This is a genomic window from Pseudomonas sp. TWI628, assembly GCF_039673865.1.
Taxonomy (GTDB): Bacteria; Pseudomonadota; Gammaproteobacteria; order Pseudomonadales; family Pseudomonadaceae; genus Aquipseudomonas.
In genome coordinates, this window is record NZ_JBDJMM010000006.1 from 99,482 (window position 1) to 117,290 (window position 17,809).

Consider the following 17,809-nt stretch of genomic DNA (forward strand, 5'->3'; position numbering starts at 1 on the left):
GGCTCCATTCAGAGAAAGACTGCGGTTCAGCATAGCCATTTCCGGCCTCTTCGCGGCGCAAGGGTCAGCCCAACAACCCCCGCAGTGCCCGGCAATCCGCCGCATGCCAGTCCACCAGTTCTGGCCATGGATTATCCGGCAAATTCACCAGCACCGTGCGCGCACCCGCAGCCCGCCCACAGTCCAGGTCAAAGCGATAATCCCCGACCATCACCAGCTCACTGGGCGCCACACCCCAGACGCTGGCAATCTTCAACAGCCCATCCGGGCTCGGCTTGGGCTCTGCCTCATCGCGCCCGAGAATGTGCTCGACCGGGAAGCAATCCGCCAGGCCGATCGCTTCCAGCGTCACATGCGCCAGCTCCCGGGCATTGCGGGTGAGGATGCCCAGGCGGCAACCACGCTGAGCCAGCTCACGCACCAGCTCCACGGCCCCGGTGGCCGCTGTCGAGGCAATCGCCAGGTCGCGTTCATGCTCCAGCAGCCAGGCATGCTTGGCCGCCGCTTCCGCTGCCGGCAGCGCCGCCAGGTGGGTGAGAATGTCGTGCTCGGCCGGGATGTCCAGGGCGACGCGGATAGCGGCGAAATCGTGCACCGCCACCGTCAGGGTGCCGTCCATGTCGAACACCCAGTTGCGGATTTCGGCCAGGCTCATGCCCAGTCCTTGCGGTGGCGAATCAGGCCTTCCTGGGTCGACGATGCCACCAGCTGGCCAGCGCGGTTGAAGATGCTGCCGCGGCAGAAACCACGGGCATTGCCGGCCCACGGGCTGTCGGTGGCGTACAGCAGCCACTCATCGGCGCGCAGGTTACGGTGGAACCACAGCGAATGGTCGAGGCTGGCGATCTGCATGTCGCGCTGCCACACCGACTTGCCATGAGGCAGCAGCGAAGTGGTCAGCAGGCCGAAGTCGGAGGCGTAGGCCAGCAGGTACTTGTGCAGTGCAGGTACGTCAGGGAGTGTGCCGTCGGCGCGGAACCAGGCGTACTTCACCGGGTCGCCGGGTTGCGGGTTGAACGGGTCGCGCTCGGTCACCGGGCGGATCTCGATCGGCTTGGCGCACAGCACCTTGTCGCGGATGCGTTCGGGCAGCTTGTCGGCGTGGGCGCTGGCCAGCTCGACTTCGGTCGCCAGGTTTTCCGGGCCGACCACGTCAGGCATCTGCACCTGGTGCTCGAAGCCTTCCTCGTCGTACTGGAACGACGCGCTGCAGGTGAAGATCGGCTGGCCCTTCTGAATCGCCGTCACCCGCCGGGTGCTGAAGCTGCCGCCGTCACGCACACGGTCGACCGAATACACCACTGGCAAGCTGGCATCGCCCGGGCGCAGGAAGTAACCGTGCAGCGAATGCACGTGGCGCGCATCCTCGACCGTCTGGCTGGCAGCCGACAGCGACTGGCCCAGCACCTGGCCACCGTACAGCTGACGGAAGCCCAGGTCCTGGCTGCGGCCACGGAACAGGTTCTCCTCGATCGACTCGAGGCTCAACAGGTCGACCAGGTCGTCCAACACATGACTCATCGGGGGTTCTCCTTGTAGGAGCGAGCTTGCTCGCGATGCGCCGCGTCAACGGCGCTCGGTTTCACAGGCGCTGAACATCTTTCGGCGAGCACCTTGCAGGGGTAAGGAAATGATACAGGGTTTGTCATTGACGCCGTGCATGGCGGCTCATTCAGTGCGCAGGGTCTGCTCCCAATGTGCGCGGTCAATGCGATATAGCACGTGAGGGCGCAGCGGGTGGCCGATGGGCAGGCGGGGGTGATCGAAGCTGCCATTGGCGTCCTGGAGCATGCCGATGGCCTGCATGACTTTCTGCGACGGCAAATTGCTCTCGCTAGTGAACGACACCACCTCTTCCACGCGCAATTGGGCGAAAGCACAACGCAGGCAGGTCCATGCCGCCTCGCTGGCAAAACCCAGGCCCCAATGGCGCCGGGCCAGGCGCCAGCCGATCTCCACTGCCGGGGCGAACGGCGCGTCGAAATTGACATTGAGCAAGCCCGTCATGCCGATGAACGCCCCGCTATCCTTGCGCTCCAGCGCCCACAGGCCGAAGCCGTACTCGTTGAAGTGGCCGCGGATCCTGCCGATCAGCGCCGCCGCTTCCAGCCGCGTCATCGGCGCCGGGAAATAACGCATCACCTGCGGGTCGGCACACATTGCGGCGAACTCGCGCAGGTCGTCATCGTGCCATTGGCGCAGCACCAGGCGTGCGCTTTCCAGGTGGAGGATGGGGGTCATGGGAGGTGCTCCGGTTTTACGTTGTGGCATTTAACAGCGTAGGCGCGGCCAGGTTTTTCACGCAACCGGCGGCGCCCAGAATGCAATTTTCACAACCCCTTCACCCGTCCCCGACAGACGGCTGAGCACAATGCCCCCCCAAACCACCGCCGCGCCATTGGAGTGACGCATGCAGCCAAGCAACACCTTGGGCCACCCCGCCAACCACGCCCGTCGCAAGCGACGCATGTCACGCAAAGCCCTTGGTGCCGCTCTCGGCCTGTGCCTGGTCATCGCGGCGGTGACCACCTGGCTGGCGACGAGGACCCATATCGTGGACCTTGGCAACGAGCGACAGTTGAACGAAAGCGGCCTGCTGAAGGACTGGGCCGACGGTGCGGTGATCGTGATGATCCGCCATGCCGAACGTTGCGACAGCGCGCCCGGCCCGTGCCTGAACGACCCCACCGGCATTACCGTGGCCGGCAGCGAGGCCGCCACGCGTGTAGGCCAAGGCTTGAAGCAACTGGGCCTGAGCAATGCCGATGTGCTCGCCAGCCCCAAGGTGCGCACCCAGCAGACTGCGCACTTCATCCTTGGCCAGGCCGTAGCGAGCGAAGCCTGGCTGGAAAGCTGCGACAACCAGTTCGCCAGTGAAGCGCTGGCGCGCAAGCGTGCGGGGCACAACCTGGTACTGGTGACCCACAATGGCTGCATCGACCATTTCGCCCGCCAGCAGCATGTGGCCGGTGGTGAGCGCGAGAGCAACTACGCCAGCGCGCTGTTCGTCTCGGTCAATGCCAACGGCAAGGCGCGAATCCTTGGGCGCTTGAACGAGCCAGACTGGCAACGCGTATTGGCCAGCGTAGGGAAATAACTGGCAAGATCAGCGCTGGCCCCGATTGCGAACTTCCCATGCCGTTGCCGCTGATCTACCACGAAGACTACAGCCCGGAATTCCCCGCCGAGCACCGCTTTCCCATGGACAAGTTCCGCCTGCTGCGCGACCACCTGGTGGCCAGCGGGCTGACCACCGACCAGGCCCTGCTGCGCCCGGACATCTGCCCCAACGATATCCTCGCCCTGGCCCATGACCGCAGCTACATCGAGCGCTACATGAATGGCGAACTGTCCCGCGAGGACCAGCGTCGCCTCGGCCTGCCCTGGAGCGAAGCCCTGGCCCGGCGTACCGTGCGCGCGGTGGGTGGCTCGCTGCTGACCGCCGAAATGGCGCTGCAGCACGGCATCGCCTGCCACCTGGCCGGCGGCACCCACCACGCCCACTACGACCACCCGGCCGGCTTCTGTATCTTCAATGACCTCGCCGTGATCAGCCGCTACTTGCTCGCAGCCGGCCGCGTGCACCGGGTGCTGATCTTCGACTGCGATGTGCACCAGGGCGACGGCACCGCACGCATCCTCCACGACACCCCGGACGCCATCACCGTGTCCCTGCACTGCGAGCAGAACTTCCCCGCACGCAAGGCTCACAGCGACTGGGACATTCCCCTGCCACGCGGCATGGGCGACACGGCTTACCTGAAGGTGGTGGAAGATGCGCTGAACTACCTGCTGCCGCTGTATCAACCCGACCTGGTGCTGTACGACGCTGGCGTCGATGTGCACAAGGACGATGCCCTGGGCTACCTGCAACTCACCGACCAGGGCCTGGCCGCGCGTGACGAGCTGGTGATGCGCCACTGCCTGGGCCGTGACATCCCGGTGGTCGGGGTGATCGGTGGCGGCTACAGCAAGGACCGCGAAGCCTTGGCCAGGCGCCACGGCATTCTTCACCACAGCGCGGCACGCGTCCTGGGTTGTTCACAATGACTGTGGAACCGCTTGTGGATAACCTGCGGGAAAGACGCTGCAGCCCTTTACCAGCCTGGCCTGTAGAACACTGATCATTTTTTGTTCAGTGCTTAGCTTGGCCAGGCTGCGCTAGAATGTGCCGTCTTTTCCACAGCCTGCTGCCTACCATGTCAGATAAATCCCCCGCTTCCTCTCCCCTGGCCGTCGTGATTGGCGGCGGCCCTGCCGGCCTGATGGCCGCAGAAGCCATGGCCCAGGCGGGCCTGGCGGTGGAAGTGTTCGACGCCATGCCATCGGTGGGCCGCAAGTTCCTGCTGGCCGGCGTCGGCGGCATGAACATCACTCATTCGGAAGCTTATCCACAGTTCGTTTCGCGCTACGCCGAGCGACAGAGCGAGATTGACGGGTTGTTGCGCGACTTCGATGCCGATGCGCTGCGCCAGTGGATTCACGGGCTGGGTATTGAAACCTTCGTCGGCACGTCGGGCCGGGTTTTCCCGACCGACATGAAGGCTGCCCCGCTGCTGCGCGCCTGGCTGAAGCGCCTGCGTGACAACAATGTAGTTATCCACACCCGCCATCGCTGGCTGGGCTGGAATGCCGACGGGAGCTTGCGCCTCGCTTATCCACAGGGTGAATTGCAGGTCAAGGCCGACGCCGTGGTACTCGCCCTCGGTGGCGCCAGCTGGGCAAGGCTGGGCTCCGACGGTGCCTGGCAGCCACTGCTGGCCGAACGCACTGTGGATATCTCGCCGCTGCGGCCGAGCAACTGCGGTTTCGAGGTCGAAGCCTGGAGCTCAGTGCTTGTGGACAAGTTTGCGGGGGCGCCGCTGAAGAACATTGCCCTGAGTGTGCCAGGCATGGCGCCGCGCAAAGGCGAGTTCATCCTCACCGCACAGGGCGTCGAGGGCAGCCTGGTGTACGCATGGTCGGCGCAGCTGCGCCAGGCCATCGAGCATGAGGGGCAAGCCAGGCTATTGCTTGATCTGCTGCCGGACAGGCCTGTGGACAAGATTGCCCAGGCGCTGGCCAAGCCACGCGGGTCGCGGTCGATGGCCAAGCACCTGCATAGCCAGTTGGGGATCGACGGGGCCAAGGCGGGGTTGCTGCGGGAGCTGACGGATCAGGCGACGTTTGCTGATCCTCAGGCGTTGGCGCGGGCGATCAAGGCTTTGCCGATCACGCTGGTACGGACGCGCCCGCTGGATGAAGCGATCAGCAGCGCCGGTGGCGTGCGTTTCGAAGGGCTGGATGAAGGGTTGATGGTTCGCCGGATGCCGGGGGTGTTCTGTGCTGGCGAGATGCTGGACTGGGAGGCGCCGACCGGGGGGTATCTGCTGACGGCGTGCTTTGCCAGTGGGCTTCGTGCGGGGCGAGCTGCTGCAGACTGGCTCAAATCTCAAGGGTGACCCCGCTCCCACAGAGGTCCCACCAGCCTTTCGAGAATCGAGCAAGCCAGTGGGACCCACAGGGCCAGCTTACGGTTTGCGCTTGCGCGGCCCGCCGTTGAAGCTCGGCACCTTGCGCACGGCCTTCACCGATGGCTCGGAGGCTCCCGCCTCGGCACTGTCCATCCAGCGCCCTAAACCACGCTTGGCGCTGTTCTCTTTCGGCTTCTTGGGCTTCTTCGGCTTCTTGATCACCTGGCCACTGGCATCGGTCATCGGTACCCGGTGCTCGGGGATGAAGTCCGGTTCCTCATGACGCGGCAGGGTCTGCCGGGTCAGCACTTCAATCGCCGACAGCATCTGCACTTCATCAGCACACACCAGCGAAATCGCCTCGCCCTTGTTGCCGGCCCGGCCGGTGCGGCCAATGCGGTGCACGTAATCTTCGGCCACGATCGGCAGGTCGAGGTTGACCACCAGCGGCAGGTCGTCGATATCAAGGCCACGGGCCGCAACATCCGTCGCCACCAGCACCTGAATCTCCCGCGCCTTGAAACTGTCCAGCGCGCGTTGACGGGTGGCCTGCGGGCGATCACCGTGAATGCCATCGGCATTTACACCGTCAGCCAGCAGGCGCTCGACCAGCTGATCGACGCCATTGCGGGTCTTGGCGAACACCAGCACCTGCTTCCAGCGCTGCTTGCGCAGCAGGTGCATGAACAACTCGGTCTTGCGCTTCTTGTCCACAGGCACCAGCCACTGCTTGACCGTGGTCGCCGCAGCGTTGCGCGGGCTGACTTCAATGCTCAACGGATCATTCAGCGCCAGGCCGGCGAGCATGCGGATCTGCTCGGAGAAGGTGGCGGAGAACAACAGCGTCTGGCGCTTGCGCGGCAAGGCGGCATACACCGACTGCAGCTCTTCGGCAAAGCCCAGGTCAAGCATGCGGTCGGCTTCATCGAGCACCAGGGTCTGTACCTGGTTGAACTTCACCGCGTTCTGACGGAACAGGTCGAGCAAGCGGCCGGGCGTAGCCACCAGCAGGTCGACGCCACGGCGCAGGCGCATCATCTGCGGGTTGATGCTGACCCCGCCGTACACCGCGTAGGTGCTCAGCGGCAGGTTCTCGGCATACTCGCGCACGTTGTTGTGCACCTGCTCGGCCAGCTCGCGGGTCGGCACCAGCACCAGCGCACGGATCGAGTTGCTGGCAACCTTCTCACCTTCCAGGGCCAGGCGCTGCAGCACCGGCAGGGTGAAACCGGCAGTCTTGCCGGTGCCGGTCTGGGCTGCGGCCATCAGGTCGCGGCCGGCCAGCACGGCAGGGATGGCCTTGGCCTGGACCGGGGTCGGGGTGGTGTAGTCCAGCTGCTGCAAGGTGCGCAGCAGCGGTTCGATCAGGCCGAGTTGGGCGAAATTCATGGCAATACCGTCAGGGGGTTCAGCGAAGGCGGCAAGTTTACCGCATCGCCCCTGGCTACTTGCAGATTTCGCCCTTCAACGGCTGTTCGGGCGCCTTGCGCCACTGCGGCAGGCCGATCAGCACCACGGCACCGATGATCACCGCCATGGCCAGGCATTCCTCCGCGCCAATCTCTTCGCCGGCGAAGACGATGCCCAGCAGCACCGCCACCGCCGGGTTGACGTAGGCATAGCTGGTGGCCGCGGCCGGGCGCACGTTCTTGAGCAGGTACATGTAGGCACTGAAGGCGAGGATCGAACCGAACAGCACCAGGTAGGCCAGCGCGCCCCAGCCTGCTGCGGTCGGCATCTGCGTCATGCGCTCACCGGACAGCACACTGCCCAGCAGCAACACCGCACCGCCGACCAGCATCTCGGCGGCACTGGCCATCGGCCCCTGGGGCAGCGGCAGGCTTTTGCTCCACACCGAACCGAATGCCCACGAAGCCGCCGCGAACAGGATCAACGCCGCGCCGATGGGGCTGGCCTGCAAGTTCGAGCCGAGGTTGAGCAAACCGATGCCGAGCAGGCCGAGGAAGATCCCGGCCCATTCCAGGCGCGAGTTGCGGTGGCCGAACAGCAAACCAAAGACCAGGGTGAACAGCGGCACCGTGGCCACCGCCAACGCCGCCACACCCGATGCCACACCGGCATGCTCGGCCACGGTCACACCACCGTTGCCGCAACTGAGCAGCAGAAAGCCGATGGCACCTGCCGCACGCCATTGCGGCCAGGTCGGTGCCGGCACCCCGCGCCAGCGCAGGAAGCCGTACAGCAGTCCGCCCGCAATCAGGAAGCGCACCCCCGCCATCAGCATCGGCGGCCATGACTCGACGCCGATGCGAATGAACAGGTAAGTGGAACCCCAGACCAGGTACAAGGCCAGGAAGGCGCCGACGAGCAACAGCGGAAAGCGACGGGAGGCAGGCATGGCAGACAACTCAGAAATCCGTTTTCGGGTGACCGAGTTTAGGGCTGTGTGCAAGTAAAGATAAGTTACAAAACAGCACGAAATGAGCGGCACACTTTTGGTGCGCTCATCAGGCGAACTTGGCCAAGGTTTCGCGAACTTTCGCGGCAGGCGTTTTCTGCAGGCGGCAAAGCAGCTCATGGGAGAGTTGCTGGATGCCGTGGCTCTGGCGTAGCACACCGGCCAAATGTTGCAGCAGGTTGGCGGCCATCTCCGCATCGGCCATCGCCCGGTGCGCGGTACCGGTATCCGGCAGCCCGGCCCAACGGGTCAAGGTACCCAGCTTGTGGTTCGGTGCCGCCGGCAGCAGGCGCCGTGACAGCAGCAGGGAACAGGCGAAGGCCTGGCGACGGCTGCGGCCGATGCGGCTCAATTCGTAATCCCAGAACTTCTGGTCGAAGGCGGCGTTGTGCGCCAGTAACGGGGTATCACCGACGAACTCGGCCACTTCGTTCATCACCCTGTCCACCGGCGGCGCAGTGCGCACCATGGCGGTGGTAATGCCGGTCAGCCCGGCGACGAAGGCAGGCACCGGCACACCGGCATTCATCAGGCTCTGATAGCGCTCGACGATACGCCCGCGTTCCAGCAACACCACCGCAACCTCGGTGGCGCGGCAGCCGGTACCGGGGGAAATACCGGTGGTTTCAAAGTCGATGACAGCAATACGTTCCATGAAAAACCTTAGTGCTTGAGCAACAGCGTGCCCTCGATGGGCACATAACGGGTGGCAGCACGAATCAGCGACAACGCGGTCAGGCCGGGGACGCCATAAACCACCGCCTCGGTGCCGTGGCGTTGGATGACCCGTTCCAGCAGCAGGTCGAAGTCACCATCACCAGAAGCCAGCACCACTTGGTCGACCCGGCTGGCCGCATCGATCACATCGAGGGTGATGCCCACATCCCAGTCGCCCTTGGCCGAACCGTCGCTGCGCTGGATGAACGGTTTCAGGCGCACGTCGAAACCGAGGTTGCGCAAGATCTGCTGGAATTGCTGCTGCTTGCTGTCGCCACGGTCGATGGCATAGGCCACGGCCTCGACGATCTCGCCTTCACGGCTGACGTCCTTCCACAGTGCGGTGTAGTTGAAGTGGCAGCCGTGGGCCTGGCGCACGGTGTAGTAGAGGTTCTGCACATCGGCGAACAGCGCGATCTTTTTCACCACATACCCTCGACATGAAAAGGGGCGCAAAGCGCCCCTTCGGAAATGCCAGCAGTATGCCAGACCGGTCAGACGAACGTATCGTCATCCGAGAAGAAGCCACCACCATCGTTACCGTAATCGGTATCGGCCCAGCCACCCTGGTCATTGCCCCAGCCGCCGTTGTCGGCGACCTGCTGCTGTGCGCCCTGGTCATTCCAGCCGCCGTTGTCACTGGCCGGTGCCGGCTCTTCCTTGATCACCTCGACCACCTCTTCAGGCTGCGAGTGGTGGTTGAACAGGCTGCTGATGCCTTGCGCCAGCAACACACCACCGGCCACACCCGCAGCGGTCTGCATCGCGCCACCGAGGAAGCTGCTGGCACCGCTGCGCGCCGGCGCGGCGCCAAACCCGGCCTGTTGCGGTTGCGCTTGTGCCTGCATTTGCGGCTGCGGCTGGGAGAAGCCCGGCGCACTCGGCTCGCGCCAACCGCCACCCGATGCCACCGGCGCACTTGGGCGCTGCGGCTGAACCGGCTGCGGATTGCGCGCACCGGCACCGAAAATGCTGGAGAGGAAGCCACCGCCGCCATTGCTGCTGCTGGCACGGGTTGCCTCAAGCTGGGCCCGGGCTTGCTTCAGCTCGGCCTCCAGCTGCTTGTTCTGCTCGTCCAGGCGCTTGATCGCGGCTTCCTGAACCAGGATCGCCTGGGCCATGTAGTACGGCGCCGCCGGCTGCTGGCGGACATGCTCCTCGATCCGTGCCTGCGCCTGCGCATCACGCGGCTGGCTCGGGTCTTCGGCTTGCTTGATGCGGCCGAACAGGCCGTCGATCAGGGTTTGTTCATCAGTGTTCATGGGGCTACCTCATGGGCTAGCAGGACATCGGACATGGCAAAGATGGGGCGCTCGGGCGAAGGATTCAATCACCGCACGGGTGAAACTTTTTTCAGCAAGTGACAGCTCTGGGCTAAAGTTAGGCCCCTGTTTTTACTGTCTTGCGATGTTGACTGATGAATCCGCTGAGCGTTCTGCGCGACTCCCTGTACTTCTTCCGCCGCCACCTGGCCAGCATCATCCCGCTGTGCCTGCCGCTGGTGGTGCTCGAAGCCCTCACCACCCAGCTGCTGTACCGGCAGCTGGGCGACCAGGCCTCGCCGGCCTACGGCATGCTGGTCAGCCTGTTGTTCTACCCGCTGTACAGCGCGGCGCTGATCCTCTACCTGGACACCCGCAGCAACGGCCAGGAGATCCGCAAACGCGACCTGTTCGCCCGCGCCGTGCAGCTGTGGCCGCAACTGGCCCTGCTGATCACGATCAGCTCGCTGCTGATCATGGCCGGCCTGGCGCTGCTGGTGTTCCCGGGCGTGTGGATCATGATCAACCTGGTGTTCGCTGAGTACCTGCTGGTGCTGCGTGGCCTGCCAGTGGTGCAATCGATGCGCGAAAGTGCGCGGATGACCACCGGGCACTTCATGCGCATCATGATCTGCGTGCTCGGCGTGCTGGCACCGATCTGGCTGATCGACGGCCTGCTGCTGATGGCCTTCCCCGAGCCCGCGCCGGGCGTTGAACTGGCCCTGGACAGCCTGAGTGGCTTCCTGCAGCTGTTCAGCACCGTAGTGCTGTATCGCCTGTTCATGCTGCTGGAAGGTGAAGCTGGCGCCTGACGCTGTATATCCACGAGGCGCTGAAGGAAGCCATTCAGCCTCCCATGTGGCATGCCCGATCCATACGGTGGAGTCCCAATCACCTGGAGACTTCCCATGGATTCGCAAATACAAGACGCTTACGCCCGCTCGTTCAGCGGCCAACTGTATGCAATCGCCACCAACAGGTATGTGCCTCTGCGGCTAAGCAGCAGCCGCGACAAATGGAGTTGGGGTATCACGCCTCAGAACGACTGGCTCATGGCAGGCGGCAAGCAGAACTCCATACGCCTGGATTTTGCCTTCGACTCCCAGACACACGACCGACTGCATTACCACATCAGCCTCTCCGGCAGCGCGCATCCCCCCAAGAAACTGGGGCTCAGCCTGAACGGTTACCTGGGTTTCTACCAGCGATTGGAAGTGACCGATTACTGGAAGATCGAACCGCTGGAGCTGACAGAGCACGGCCTGATCTGTCACCTGCGTGATCATCAGGGCCACCGTGCGGGCGCCATCATGGACACCCCGCATTACAACGGTCAAACACAGTACCTGCTGAATACGAAAGAAGGCGAAACACTCACCTTCCTGCTTCGGCAAGACAGCTGAACACCGCCCCTCAAGTGCCGCGCGGCTTGGCCCGCGCGGTAGCTTCAGCGACCAAGGGATCATCTGGCCAATAGTGCTTGGGGTACCTGCCCTTCAGGTCCTTCTTCACCTCGGCATAGGTCGTGCGCCAGAAGTTGGCCAGGTCCTGGGTCACCTGCACCGGACGCCGCGCCGGCGACAACAGATGCAGTTTCACCTGCTGGCGGCCCTGGGCAATGCGCGGGGTATCGGCCAGGCCGAACAACTCTTGCAGGCGCACGGCGAGAATGGGCGGGCTCTCACTGTAGTCCAGGCGGATGTTCGAGCCGGACGGTACCGCCAGATGAGCCGGCGCCCATTCGTCCAGACGCTGCGGCAATGGCCAGGGCAGCAGGTTGCGCATGATCGAGGACAGGTCCAGGGCGGCGAAGTGGCTCAGGCGCGAGACCTTGCCCAGGTAAGGCTGCAGCCAGTCTTCCATATTCGCCAGCAAAGCCTCGTCACTCAGGTCGGGCCATTCGCTCTGCCCCTCCTTGTCTAGATCCAGCTGACGCAACAGCGCGACCCGCGCTTGCCATTGGCGCAGCTCCGGGGTCCAGTTCAGCAGGTTCAGGCCTTTGCGCCGCACCAGGCCAAGCAACGCCTTGGCGCGGGCTTCGTCATCCAGGCCAGGCAACGGTTCGCGGCCCAACACCAGTTCGCCGACCTTGGTCTGGCGTTCGGCGCGCAGCACCTGCTCGCGCTCGTCCCAATCGAGGATATCGACGCGCTCGACCTGTTCGGCCAGCACATCATCGAGCAGCGCCGGGTCGAACTCGGCCGCCAGGTAGATGCGCTCTTCCCGCTGACCCTGACGGCTGCCCAGATCGGCGATTACCAGCCACGGGCATTTCATCAACGCGTCGACCTCGGCGAACAAGGCGGCACGGCCATTGGCCAGACGATACTCGGCGCCCCCCTCGCGCCGCTGCTGGGCGACCCGATCGGGATAGGCCAGCGCCAGCAATGCGCCAAGCCAACGCGGATGGTCGGGGTCGGCAACCGCCGCCACGGCCTTGCCGCGCAACAGGCCACGGTATTGCCGAGCGAGCTGTCGGGCGCGCTGCACACCGCCCTGGCCACCCCGGCTGGCCTTGCTCTCACCGCTGACCAGCGCCAGGCGGCTGTGCAGGTCGGCACCACCCCCGCGCTGGATATCGCGCTCGCCAAGCAAGGCGGCGACATCGCAGGCCATCGTCGCCAGGCCGAGATCCTGGCCGCGCAGCAGCAGGTGGGCGATGCGTGGATGAGCCGGCAGTTCGGCCATGGCCTGACCGTGGTCGCTGAGGTTGTCGCGGCTGCCCGGCTTGAACGCGCCCAGCCGCGCCAGCAGGTCCTGGGCCTGGGAGAAGGCCGCGGCTGGCGGCTGGTCGAGCCAGCACAGCTGATCGGGGGTAACCCCCCAGCGCGCAAGCTGCAGGGCCAGGCCGGCGAGGTCGGCCTGGAGGATCTCGGCGCTGCCGTAGGCAGCCAGCTGGTCATGCTGGGCCTCGGACCACAGGCGGTAGCACACGCCAGGTTCCAGGCGCCCTGCCCGGCCGGCGCGCTGGGTGGCGCTGGCGCGGGAAATGCGCTGGGTGTCCAGGCGGGTCATGCCGCTGCCCGGATCGAAGCGCGGCACGCGCGCCAGGCCAGCATCGATGACAACGCGCACGCCGTCGATGGTCAGGCTGGTTTCGGCGATGTTGGTCGCCAGTACCACCTTGCGCAGGCCTTTGGCCGGCGGGTCGATGGCGGCGCGCTGGGCATTGAGGTCCAGTTCGCCGTGCAGCGGACACAGCAGCACATCTGGCCGCTCACCCAGGGCCTCCTGCAGGCTTTGATGCACGCGACGGATCTCGGCCTGGCCGGGCAGGAACACCAGCACGCTGCCGGGCTGCTCGGCCAGTGCCAGCAACACGTTGTCCACAACCCGCGGCTCGATGAACTCGCCCGGCTGGAACGGCCGGCCCCAGCGGATATCCACCGGGTGCATGCGGCCTTCGCTGCTCACCACTGGCGCGTCGCCCAGCAACCGCGACAGGCGCTCGCCTTCCAGGGTCGCGGACATCAGCAGGATTTTCAGCGCAGGGTCGTCACGCAGCAGTTCGCGGCCATTGAGGCTCAGCGCCAGAGCCAGGTCGGCATCCAGGCTGCGCTCATGAAATTCATCGAAGATCAGCAGGCCCACGCCATCGAGTGCCGGGTCGGCATGCAAACGGCGGGTGAGGATGCCTTCGGTGACCACCTCGATGCGCGTGTTCGGCCCGACCTTGCTGTCCAGGCGGATGCGGTAGCCCACGGTTTCGCCGACCTTTTCGCCCAGTTCACTGGCCAGACGCTCGGCCGCCGCCCGCGCAGCCAGGCGGCGCGGCTCGAGCATGAGGATGGTCTGCCCGGCCAGCCACGGCTCATTGAGCAGCGCCAGCGGCACGCGGGTGGTCTTGCCCGCACCGGGGGGCGCTTCGAGCACGGCTTCGTCGCGGTTTTCCAAGGCTTCGCGCAGGGCGGGCAAGACGGCATCGATCGGTAAAGAAATCATGGTGGTCCTCGAACAGTCTGGCGAGTATAACGGCGAACCCAGCCTGCTCTATCATGGTCTTAGCTTCAGGTGCTGGCGCTTCGCTTGCCCTGCTGAATACTTTTCGGAGATTTACATGCGCATCCCATCCCGCGTCATTGGTGGCGCCCTGATCGTCACCCTGCTGACCCAGCTGACGGCCTGCGGCACCATCTTGTATCCCGAGCGCCGTGGCCAGATCGGCGGCAAGATCGACCCCGTAGTAGCCGCAATGGACGCCATCGGCATCCTGTTCTACGTGATCCCGGGCCTGATCGCCTTTGGTATCGACTTCGCCACGGGTGCCATCTACTACAAGGGCGGGCGCACGGCCCAGGTCGATCCGGCAAAACTGCGTGACGCCGTCAGCCCGGATGGCAAGGTCGACAACCTCAAGCTGCAGGCCATTCTCGAAAGCGAACTGGGCCAGCGCCTGCCACTGGATGACCCACGGCTGATCCAGCACCGCGGCAGCGTCGAGCAACTGGCGACCCTGGGTCTGATTCCTGCAGCCTGACACTGACAAGGACAATGCCCTGAGCATGATCACCCCAGCCGAACACCAACGCCTGCTGCGCCTGGCCACCCGCGCATCACTGGCAGTGGCCAGCATTCTGGTCGTCAGCAAGGCCGTGGCCTGGTGGCTCAGTGGCTCGGTCAGCCTGCTGGCCGGGCTGACCGACTCGGCACTGGATGCCGTCGCCTCGTTCCTCAACCTGCTTGCCGTGCACTACGCCCTGCGCCCGGCCGATGACGATCATCGCTTCGGCCACGGCAAGGCCGAGGCCCTGGCTGGCATGGCCCAGGCGCTGTTCATCGGGGTCAGCGCGGTGCTGATCGGGATACAGGCCTATGAACGCCTGCAAGACCCGCAACCGCTGGGTGACACGGCCATCGGCATCGGCGTGATGCTGTTGTCGCTGGCGCTGACCGTCGCCTTGCTGGCGTTGCAGCGCAAGGTGATTCGCCTGACCGGCTCGACCGCAGTGCGCGCCGACTCGCTGCACTACCGTTCCGACCTGCTGCTCAATGGCAGCATCCTGCTCGCCCTGCTGCTGGCACGCCTGGGCTGGGCGCAGATGGATGCGCTGTTCGGCTTGGGCATCGCGCTGTACATCCTCTGGAGTGCATTGCAGATCGCCCGCGAGAGCACGGCGATCCTCATGGACAAGGAGCTGCCGGGTGACATTGGCGAGGGGATGGTCGAACTGGTGCTGGGCATTCCCGGCGTCGAAGGCGTGCATGACCTGCGCACGCGGGTGTCGGGCAACCAGTGGTTCGTGCAACTGCACCTGGAGTTACCCGGGCAGCTGCCGCTGAACGCGGCACACGACTTGTGCGTGCAGGCATCGGAAGTCATCCGCCAGCGTTATCCACAGGCGGATGTGATGGTGCATGCCGACCCGGTGTGAATCAGTTGACGCTGTAGCCTCGGCCACTGAAGCAGGCACTCAGCGCCCGTCGGTAGTTGCTCGCCACCTCGACGGGTGGCGCATAAGGTGCCGTTGCCGGGTCGAAGCCTGACTGGCTCACTGCCCAGCGGTGGCACTGGTAGCGGTCCTGGTCCTGCTGCTCCTGCCCTTGGCCATACATCGGGTAGGCAATCACGTCGTAGCTGTTGCCGGCCGGGGCTGCCGCCGGCATCGGTGCCGGGGCCATGGCGGGCGGGTTGACCACGACATACTCCTGGCTGTCGGCCAGGTACTGGTAGTAGGTGTCGGCCACCAGGAAGAACAGCGCGCCGCCCAGCCAGACTTCCCGTGCATAGGACGGCAGGTAGTTGACCCGCACGCCGTAGGGCGGGGTCACCACCACGTAGCTGCCACCATGCGGGCGGTACCAGTAACCACCGGAGTAGTAGTAGTCATTGCCGCGGTACGGCACCTTGGCATAGCGGTCCGGGAAATGATCGACGGTGTGCCCTGGGCGATACTGCGGCCCGGGGCCCCAGCCATTGCCGTGGCCGTCCGGGCGCCCCTGCCAGTCGCCGCCGGGCCGTTGGCCTGGGCCGCCGGCTTGCCAGTGGCGGTTGTCGCCGTTGTGCCGGGGGATATCCTGATAGTAGCCCTGCCGCGCGGGCTGGGTCTGCTGTACTTCGTCACGCGAGTTGAGTGGGCGGCCGGGGCTACCTTCGTTGCCATGCCCCTCGCCCGGCCCTTCGGCCATAACCCCAAGACTGATACTCAAACCCAGCAAACCAACACCTGCCAACTGCCAGATGCGCGACTTCATGTTGTTCCTCACGGTCAATAAAACGGCATGCAACCAGTCTACCGTGCTGGCACCACGGGCAGATGAAATCGCGGCCATGAAAAAAGGGAGGCCATTGGCCTCCCTTTGAGAATTGTCGTCCGTGCTCGGCACTTGTGGCGCCGGCTCACCTCACAGCGTCTTCTGGAAGCTGTGTAGCCCGGGGGCCTGCAGATCCTGTTGGATGGCTGGCCGCGACCGCCCGCCTAGGGCGCGTCGCCGTGGACTGATGTCCGGGCAGTGATTCTGGAGTTAACGATACGGGAGAGGCTGCGGCACAGGATTGCGAAGATTGCTCAGATAAATAGCACTTGCGCAATTTTTAACCCTGGATCGATAATTCACCGCAATCCGAACAGAAAAGGCCTTTTCCATGAGCAAACTTGACCGCTACGACCTGAGCATCCTCGCCGAATTGCAGCGCGACGCGCGCATCTCCAACCAGGAGCTGGCCGAACGCATCGGCCTGTCGCCATCGCCGTGCTCGCGTCGGGTCAAGCAACTGGAAGACGACGGCTATATCTCGCGCCAGGTCGCCCTGCTCGACCGCAAGAAGCTCGGCCTGAGCCTGACCGCCTACGTGCTGATCGGCATGGACCGGCACACCCCGGAGCGCTTCGAGACGTTTGAAGCCGCCATCCGCAACCTGCCGCAAGTGCTCGAATGCAGCCTGGTCACCGGGATGGATGCCGACTACCAGCTCAAGGTGGTGGTACCCGACATGGACCACTACCAGAAGCTGCTGCTAGGCAGCCTGACCCGGATCGAAGGCGTGACCAGCGTGCGTTCGAGCTTCGTGCTCAACCAGGTACTGGCAAGCACCGAGCTGCCATTGACCCATTTGCGCTAAACGCCCGCTCGCCCGCGTATAATCGCAAGCTCAGCCTGCCTGGAGAACACCGATGGATCCCGCCGTATTCGAAGAGTGGATGATGATCGTACTGGTCACCGTACTGATCGGTTTCATGGGCTTCATCGTCTGGGACCTGGCGAAAAAGTCCAAGGCCGGGCGCTTTGGCACGATGATCCTGTTCTTCGTGCTCGGGCTGGGGGTGTTGGCCTTCATCATCAAGAGCGTGGTGGTGGCGTTTCTCGAAGGGGTCTAGGCCCTCAACGCGTGAGTTTCGGGGCAACCTCACGCCAGCAACCCTGCTCCAGCCCATCCAGCGCCCAGTCGCCGATCCGCACCCGCACCAGGCGCAAGGTCGGCAAGCCGACTGCGGCAGTCATCCGCCGCACCTGGCGATTGCGCCCCTCGCGAATCACCAGCTCCAGCCAGCTGGTCGGCACGCTCTTGCGAAACCGCACTGGCGGATTGCGTGGCCATAGCTCGGGCTCGTCTAGGCGCCGGGCTTCGGCGGGCAGGGTTGGCCCATCATTGAGCTCCACGCCATCGCGCAAACGCTGGATCTGCTCGTCGCTCGGCTCGCCTTCCACCTGCACCCAGTAGGTCTTGGGCAACTTGTGCTTCGGGTCGGCAATACGCGCCTGCAGCCCGCCATCGTTGGTCAGCAGCAACAAGCCTTCGCTGTCACGGTCGAGCCGCCCAGCCGGGTATATGCCTGGGATGTCGATGAAATCCTTGAGGGTCGCGCGCCCCTCACCGTCACTGAACTGGGTCAGCACGTCGAATGGCTTGTTGAACAGGATCAAGCGTGGCTCGGCCGGTGGCGCCTTGGCCTGGCGACGGGGGCCGGCAGGCCGCGCCTGGGGGCGGCGCGGCTTGGAACGGGGTGGCAGTGGCATGG

Annotated in this window: 20 protein-coding genes; 9 read left to right on the top strand and 11 right to left on the bottom strand. The window is 64.8% G+C overall.

The window, feature by feature from the left end:
- Window positions 1-64: 64 nt before the first annotated feature.
- The 3 genes from ABE528_RS06445 to ABE528_RS06455 all read right to left on the bottom strand — a co-directional run bounded on the left by ABE528_RS06445 (window position 65) and on the right by ABE528_RS06455 (window position 2,241).
- Window positions 65-655, bottom strand: a complete 591-nt coding sequence (locus tag ABE528_RS06445) for an HAD family hydrolase (protein ID WP_152956192.1) — start codon at window positions 653-655, stop codon at window positions 65-67.
- Window positions 652-1,521: an acyl-CoA thioesterase II gene (gene tesB, locus ABE528_RS06450; RefSeq protein ID WP_060509448.1), complete on the bottom strand. Its 870-nt coding sequence runs from the start codon at window positions 1,519-1,521 to the stop codon at window positions 652-654. The genes ABE528_RS06445 and tesB overlap by 4 nt, the downstream gene beginning before the upstream one ends.
- 147 nt (window positions 1,522-1,668) lie before the next feature.
- Window positions 1,669-2,241 carry a GNAT family N-acetyltransferase gene (locus tag ABE528_RS06455; protein WP_152956193.1) on the bottom strand — a complete coding sequence of 191 codons (573 nt, stop codon included), beginning with the start codon at window positions 2,239-2,241 and terminating at the stop codon, window positions 1,669-1,671.
- Between the two features lie 169 nt (window positions 2,242-2,410).
- On the opposite strand from ABE528_RS06455, the gene ABE528_RS06460 reads away from it, so the two are divergent.
- The 3 genes from ABE528_RS06460 to ABE528_RS06470 all read left to right on the top strand — a co-directional run bounded on the left by ABE528_RS06460 (window position 2,411) and on the right by ABE528_RS06470 (window position 5,441).
- Window positions 2,411-3,097 (top strand): histidine phosphatase family protein, encoded by a 687-nt coding sequence (locus ABE528_RS06460; RefSeq protein WP_152956194.1) that lies wholly within the window; start codon window positions 2,411-2,413, stop codon window positions 3,095-3,097.
- Between the two features lie 38 nt (window positions 3,098-3,135).
- Entirely contained in the window at window positions 3,136-4,050 is a 915-nt protein-coding gene (locus ABE528_RS06465; RefSeq protein WP_152956195.1) for a histone deacetylase, read from the top strand.
- 149 nt (window positions 4,051-4,199) lie between these two features.
- Window positions 4,200-5,441, top strand: coding sequence for a TIGR03862 family flavoprotein (locus ABE528_RS06470; RefSeq protein ID WP_346652484.1), 1,242 nt, complete (start codon window positions 4,200-4,202; stop codon window positions 5,439-5,441).
- A gap of 69 nt (window positions 5,442-5,510) precedes the next feature.
- Here the strand turns inward: ABE528_RS06470 and ABE528_RS06475 are convergent, their stop codons facing one another.
- The 5 genes from ABE528_RS06475 to ABE528_RS06495 all read right to left on the bottom strand — a co-directional run bounded on the left by ABE528_RS06475 (window position 5,511) and on the right by ABE528_RS06495 (window position 9,851).
- A complete protein-coding gene (locus ABE528_RS06475; protein WP_346652485.1) occupies window positions 5,511-6,842 on the bottom strand; it encodes a DEAD/DEAH box helicase in 1,332 nt (443 codons plus the stop codon).
- Between the two features lie 55 nt (window positions 6,843-6,897).
- Entirely contained in the window at window positions 6,898-7,812 is a 915-nt protein-coding gene (gene yedA, locus ABE528_RS06480) for a drug/metabolite exporter YedA (protein WP_346652486.1), read from the bottom strand.
- A 109-nt stretch (window positions 7,813-7,921) separates the two neighbouring features.
- A complete protein-coding gene (locus ABE528_RS06485) occupies window positions 7,922-8,527 on the bottom strand; it encodes a 3'-5' exonuclease (protein ID WP_346652487.1) in 606 nt (201 codons plus the stop codon).
- 8 nt (window positions 8,528-8,535) lie between these two features.
- Window positions 8,536-9,015, bottom strand: coding sequence for an NYN domain-containing protein (locus tag ABE528_RS06490; RefSeq protein WP_346652488.1), 480 nt, complete (start codon window positions 9,013-9,015; stop codon window positions 8,536-8,538).
- Between the two features lie 68 nt (window positions 9,016-9,083).
- Window positions 9,084-9,851: a DUF2076 domain-containing protein gene (locus ABE528_RS06495; RefSeq protein WP_346652489.1), complete on the bottom strand. Its 768-nt coding sequence runs from the start codon at window positions 9,849-9,851 to the stop codon at window positions 9,084-9,086.
- 155 nt (window positions 9,852-10,006) lie between these two features.
- On the opposite strand from ABE528_RS06495, the gene ABE528_RS06500 reads away from it, so the two are divergent.
- Complete coding sequence (locus ABE528_RS06500; protein ID WP_346652490.1) at window positions 10,007-10,663, top strand: YciC family protein; 657 nt, start codon at window positions 10,007-10,009, stop codon at window positions 10,661-10,663.
- A 96-nt stretch (window positions 10,664-10,759) separates the two neighbouring features.
- Window positions 10,760-11,254, top strand: coding sequence for a hypothetical protein (locus ABE528_RS06505; RefSeq protein WP_152956203.1), 495 nt, complete (start codon window positions 10,760-10,762; stop codon window positions 11,252-11,254).
- 10 nt (window positions 11,255-11,264) lie between these two features.
- On the opposite strand, the gene hrpB is transcribed toward ABE528_RS06505, so the two are convergent.
- Window positions 11,265-13,793 carry an ATP-dependent helicase HrpB gene (gene hrpB, locus ABE528_RS06510; protein WP_346652491.1) on the bottom strand — a complete coding sequence of 843 codons (2,529 nt, stop codon included), beginning with the start codon at window positions 13,791-13,793 and terminating at the stop codon, window positions 11,265-11,267.
- Window positions 13,794-13,908: 115 nt separating this feature from the next.
- Here hrpB and ABE528_RS06515 point away from each other — a divergent pair, with 115 nt between their 5' ends.
- Entirely contained in the window at window positions 13,909-14,328 is a 420-nt protein-coding gene (locus ABE528_RS06515) for a polyribonucleotide nucleotidyltransferase (protein WP_152956205.1), read from the top strand.
- Window positions 14,329-14,353: 25 nt separating this feature from the next.
- A complete protein-coding gene (locus tag ABE528_RS06520) occupies window positions 14,354-15,223 on the top strand; it encodes a cation diffusion facilitator family transporter (protein WP_346652492.1) in 870 nt (289 codons plus the stop codon).
- Between the two features lies 1 nt (window position 15,224).
- Here ABE528_RS06520 and ABE528_RS06525 read toward each other — a convergent pair whose 3' ends face one another.
- A complete protein-coding gene (locus tag ABE528_RS06525) occupies window positions 15,225-16,043 on the bottom strand; it encodes a DUF6515 family protein (RefSeq protein ID WP_152956207.1) in 819 nt (272 codons plus the stop codon).
- Between the two features lie 391 nt (window positions 16,044-16,434).
- Between ABE528_RS06525 and ABE528_RS06530 the strand changes: the two genes are divergently transcribed.
- Both ABE528_RS06530 and ABE528_RS06535 read left to right on the top strand, forming a co-directional pair.
- A complete protein-coding gene (locus tag ABE528_RS06530) occupies window positions 16,435-16,911 on the top strand; it encodes an Lrp/AsnC family transcriptional regulator (protein ID WP_003249795.1) in 477 nt (158 codons plus the stop codon).
- 52 nt (window positions 16,912-16,963) lie between these two features.
- Window positions 16,964-17,167 (top strand): DUF2788 domain-containing protein, encoded by a 204-nt coding sequence (locus tag ABE528_RS06535; protein ID WP_027917747.1) that lies wholly within the window; start codon window positions 16,964-16,966, stop codon window positions 17,165-17,167.
- Window positions 17,168-17,171: 4 nt separating this feature from the next.
- Here ABE528_RS06535 and ABE528_RS06540 read toward each other — a convergent pair whose 3' ends face one another.
- Window positions 17,172-17,807: a pseudouridine synthase gene (locus tag ABE528_RS06540; RefSeq protein ID WP_110637725.1), complete on the bottom strand. Its 636-nt coding sequence runs from the start codon at window positions 17,805-17,807 to the stop codon at window positions 17,172-17,174.
- Between the last annotated feature and the right edge of the window lie 2 nt (window positions 17,808-17,809).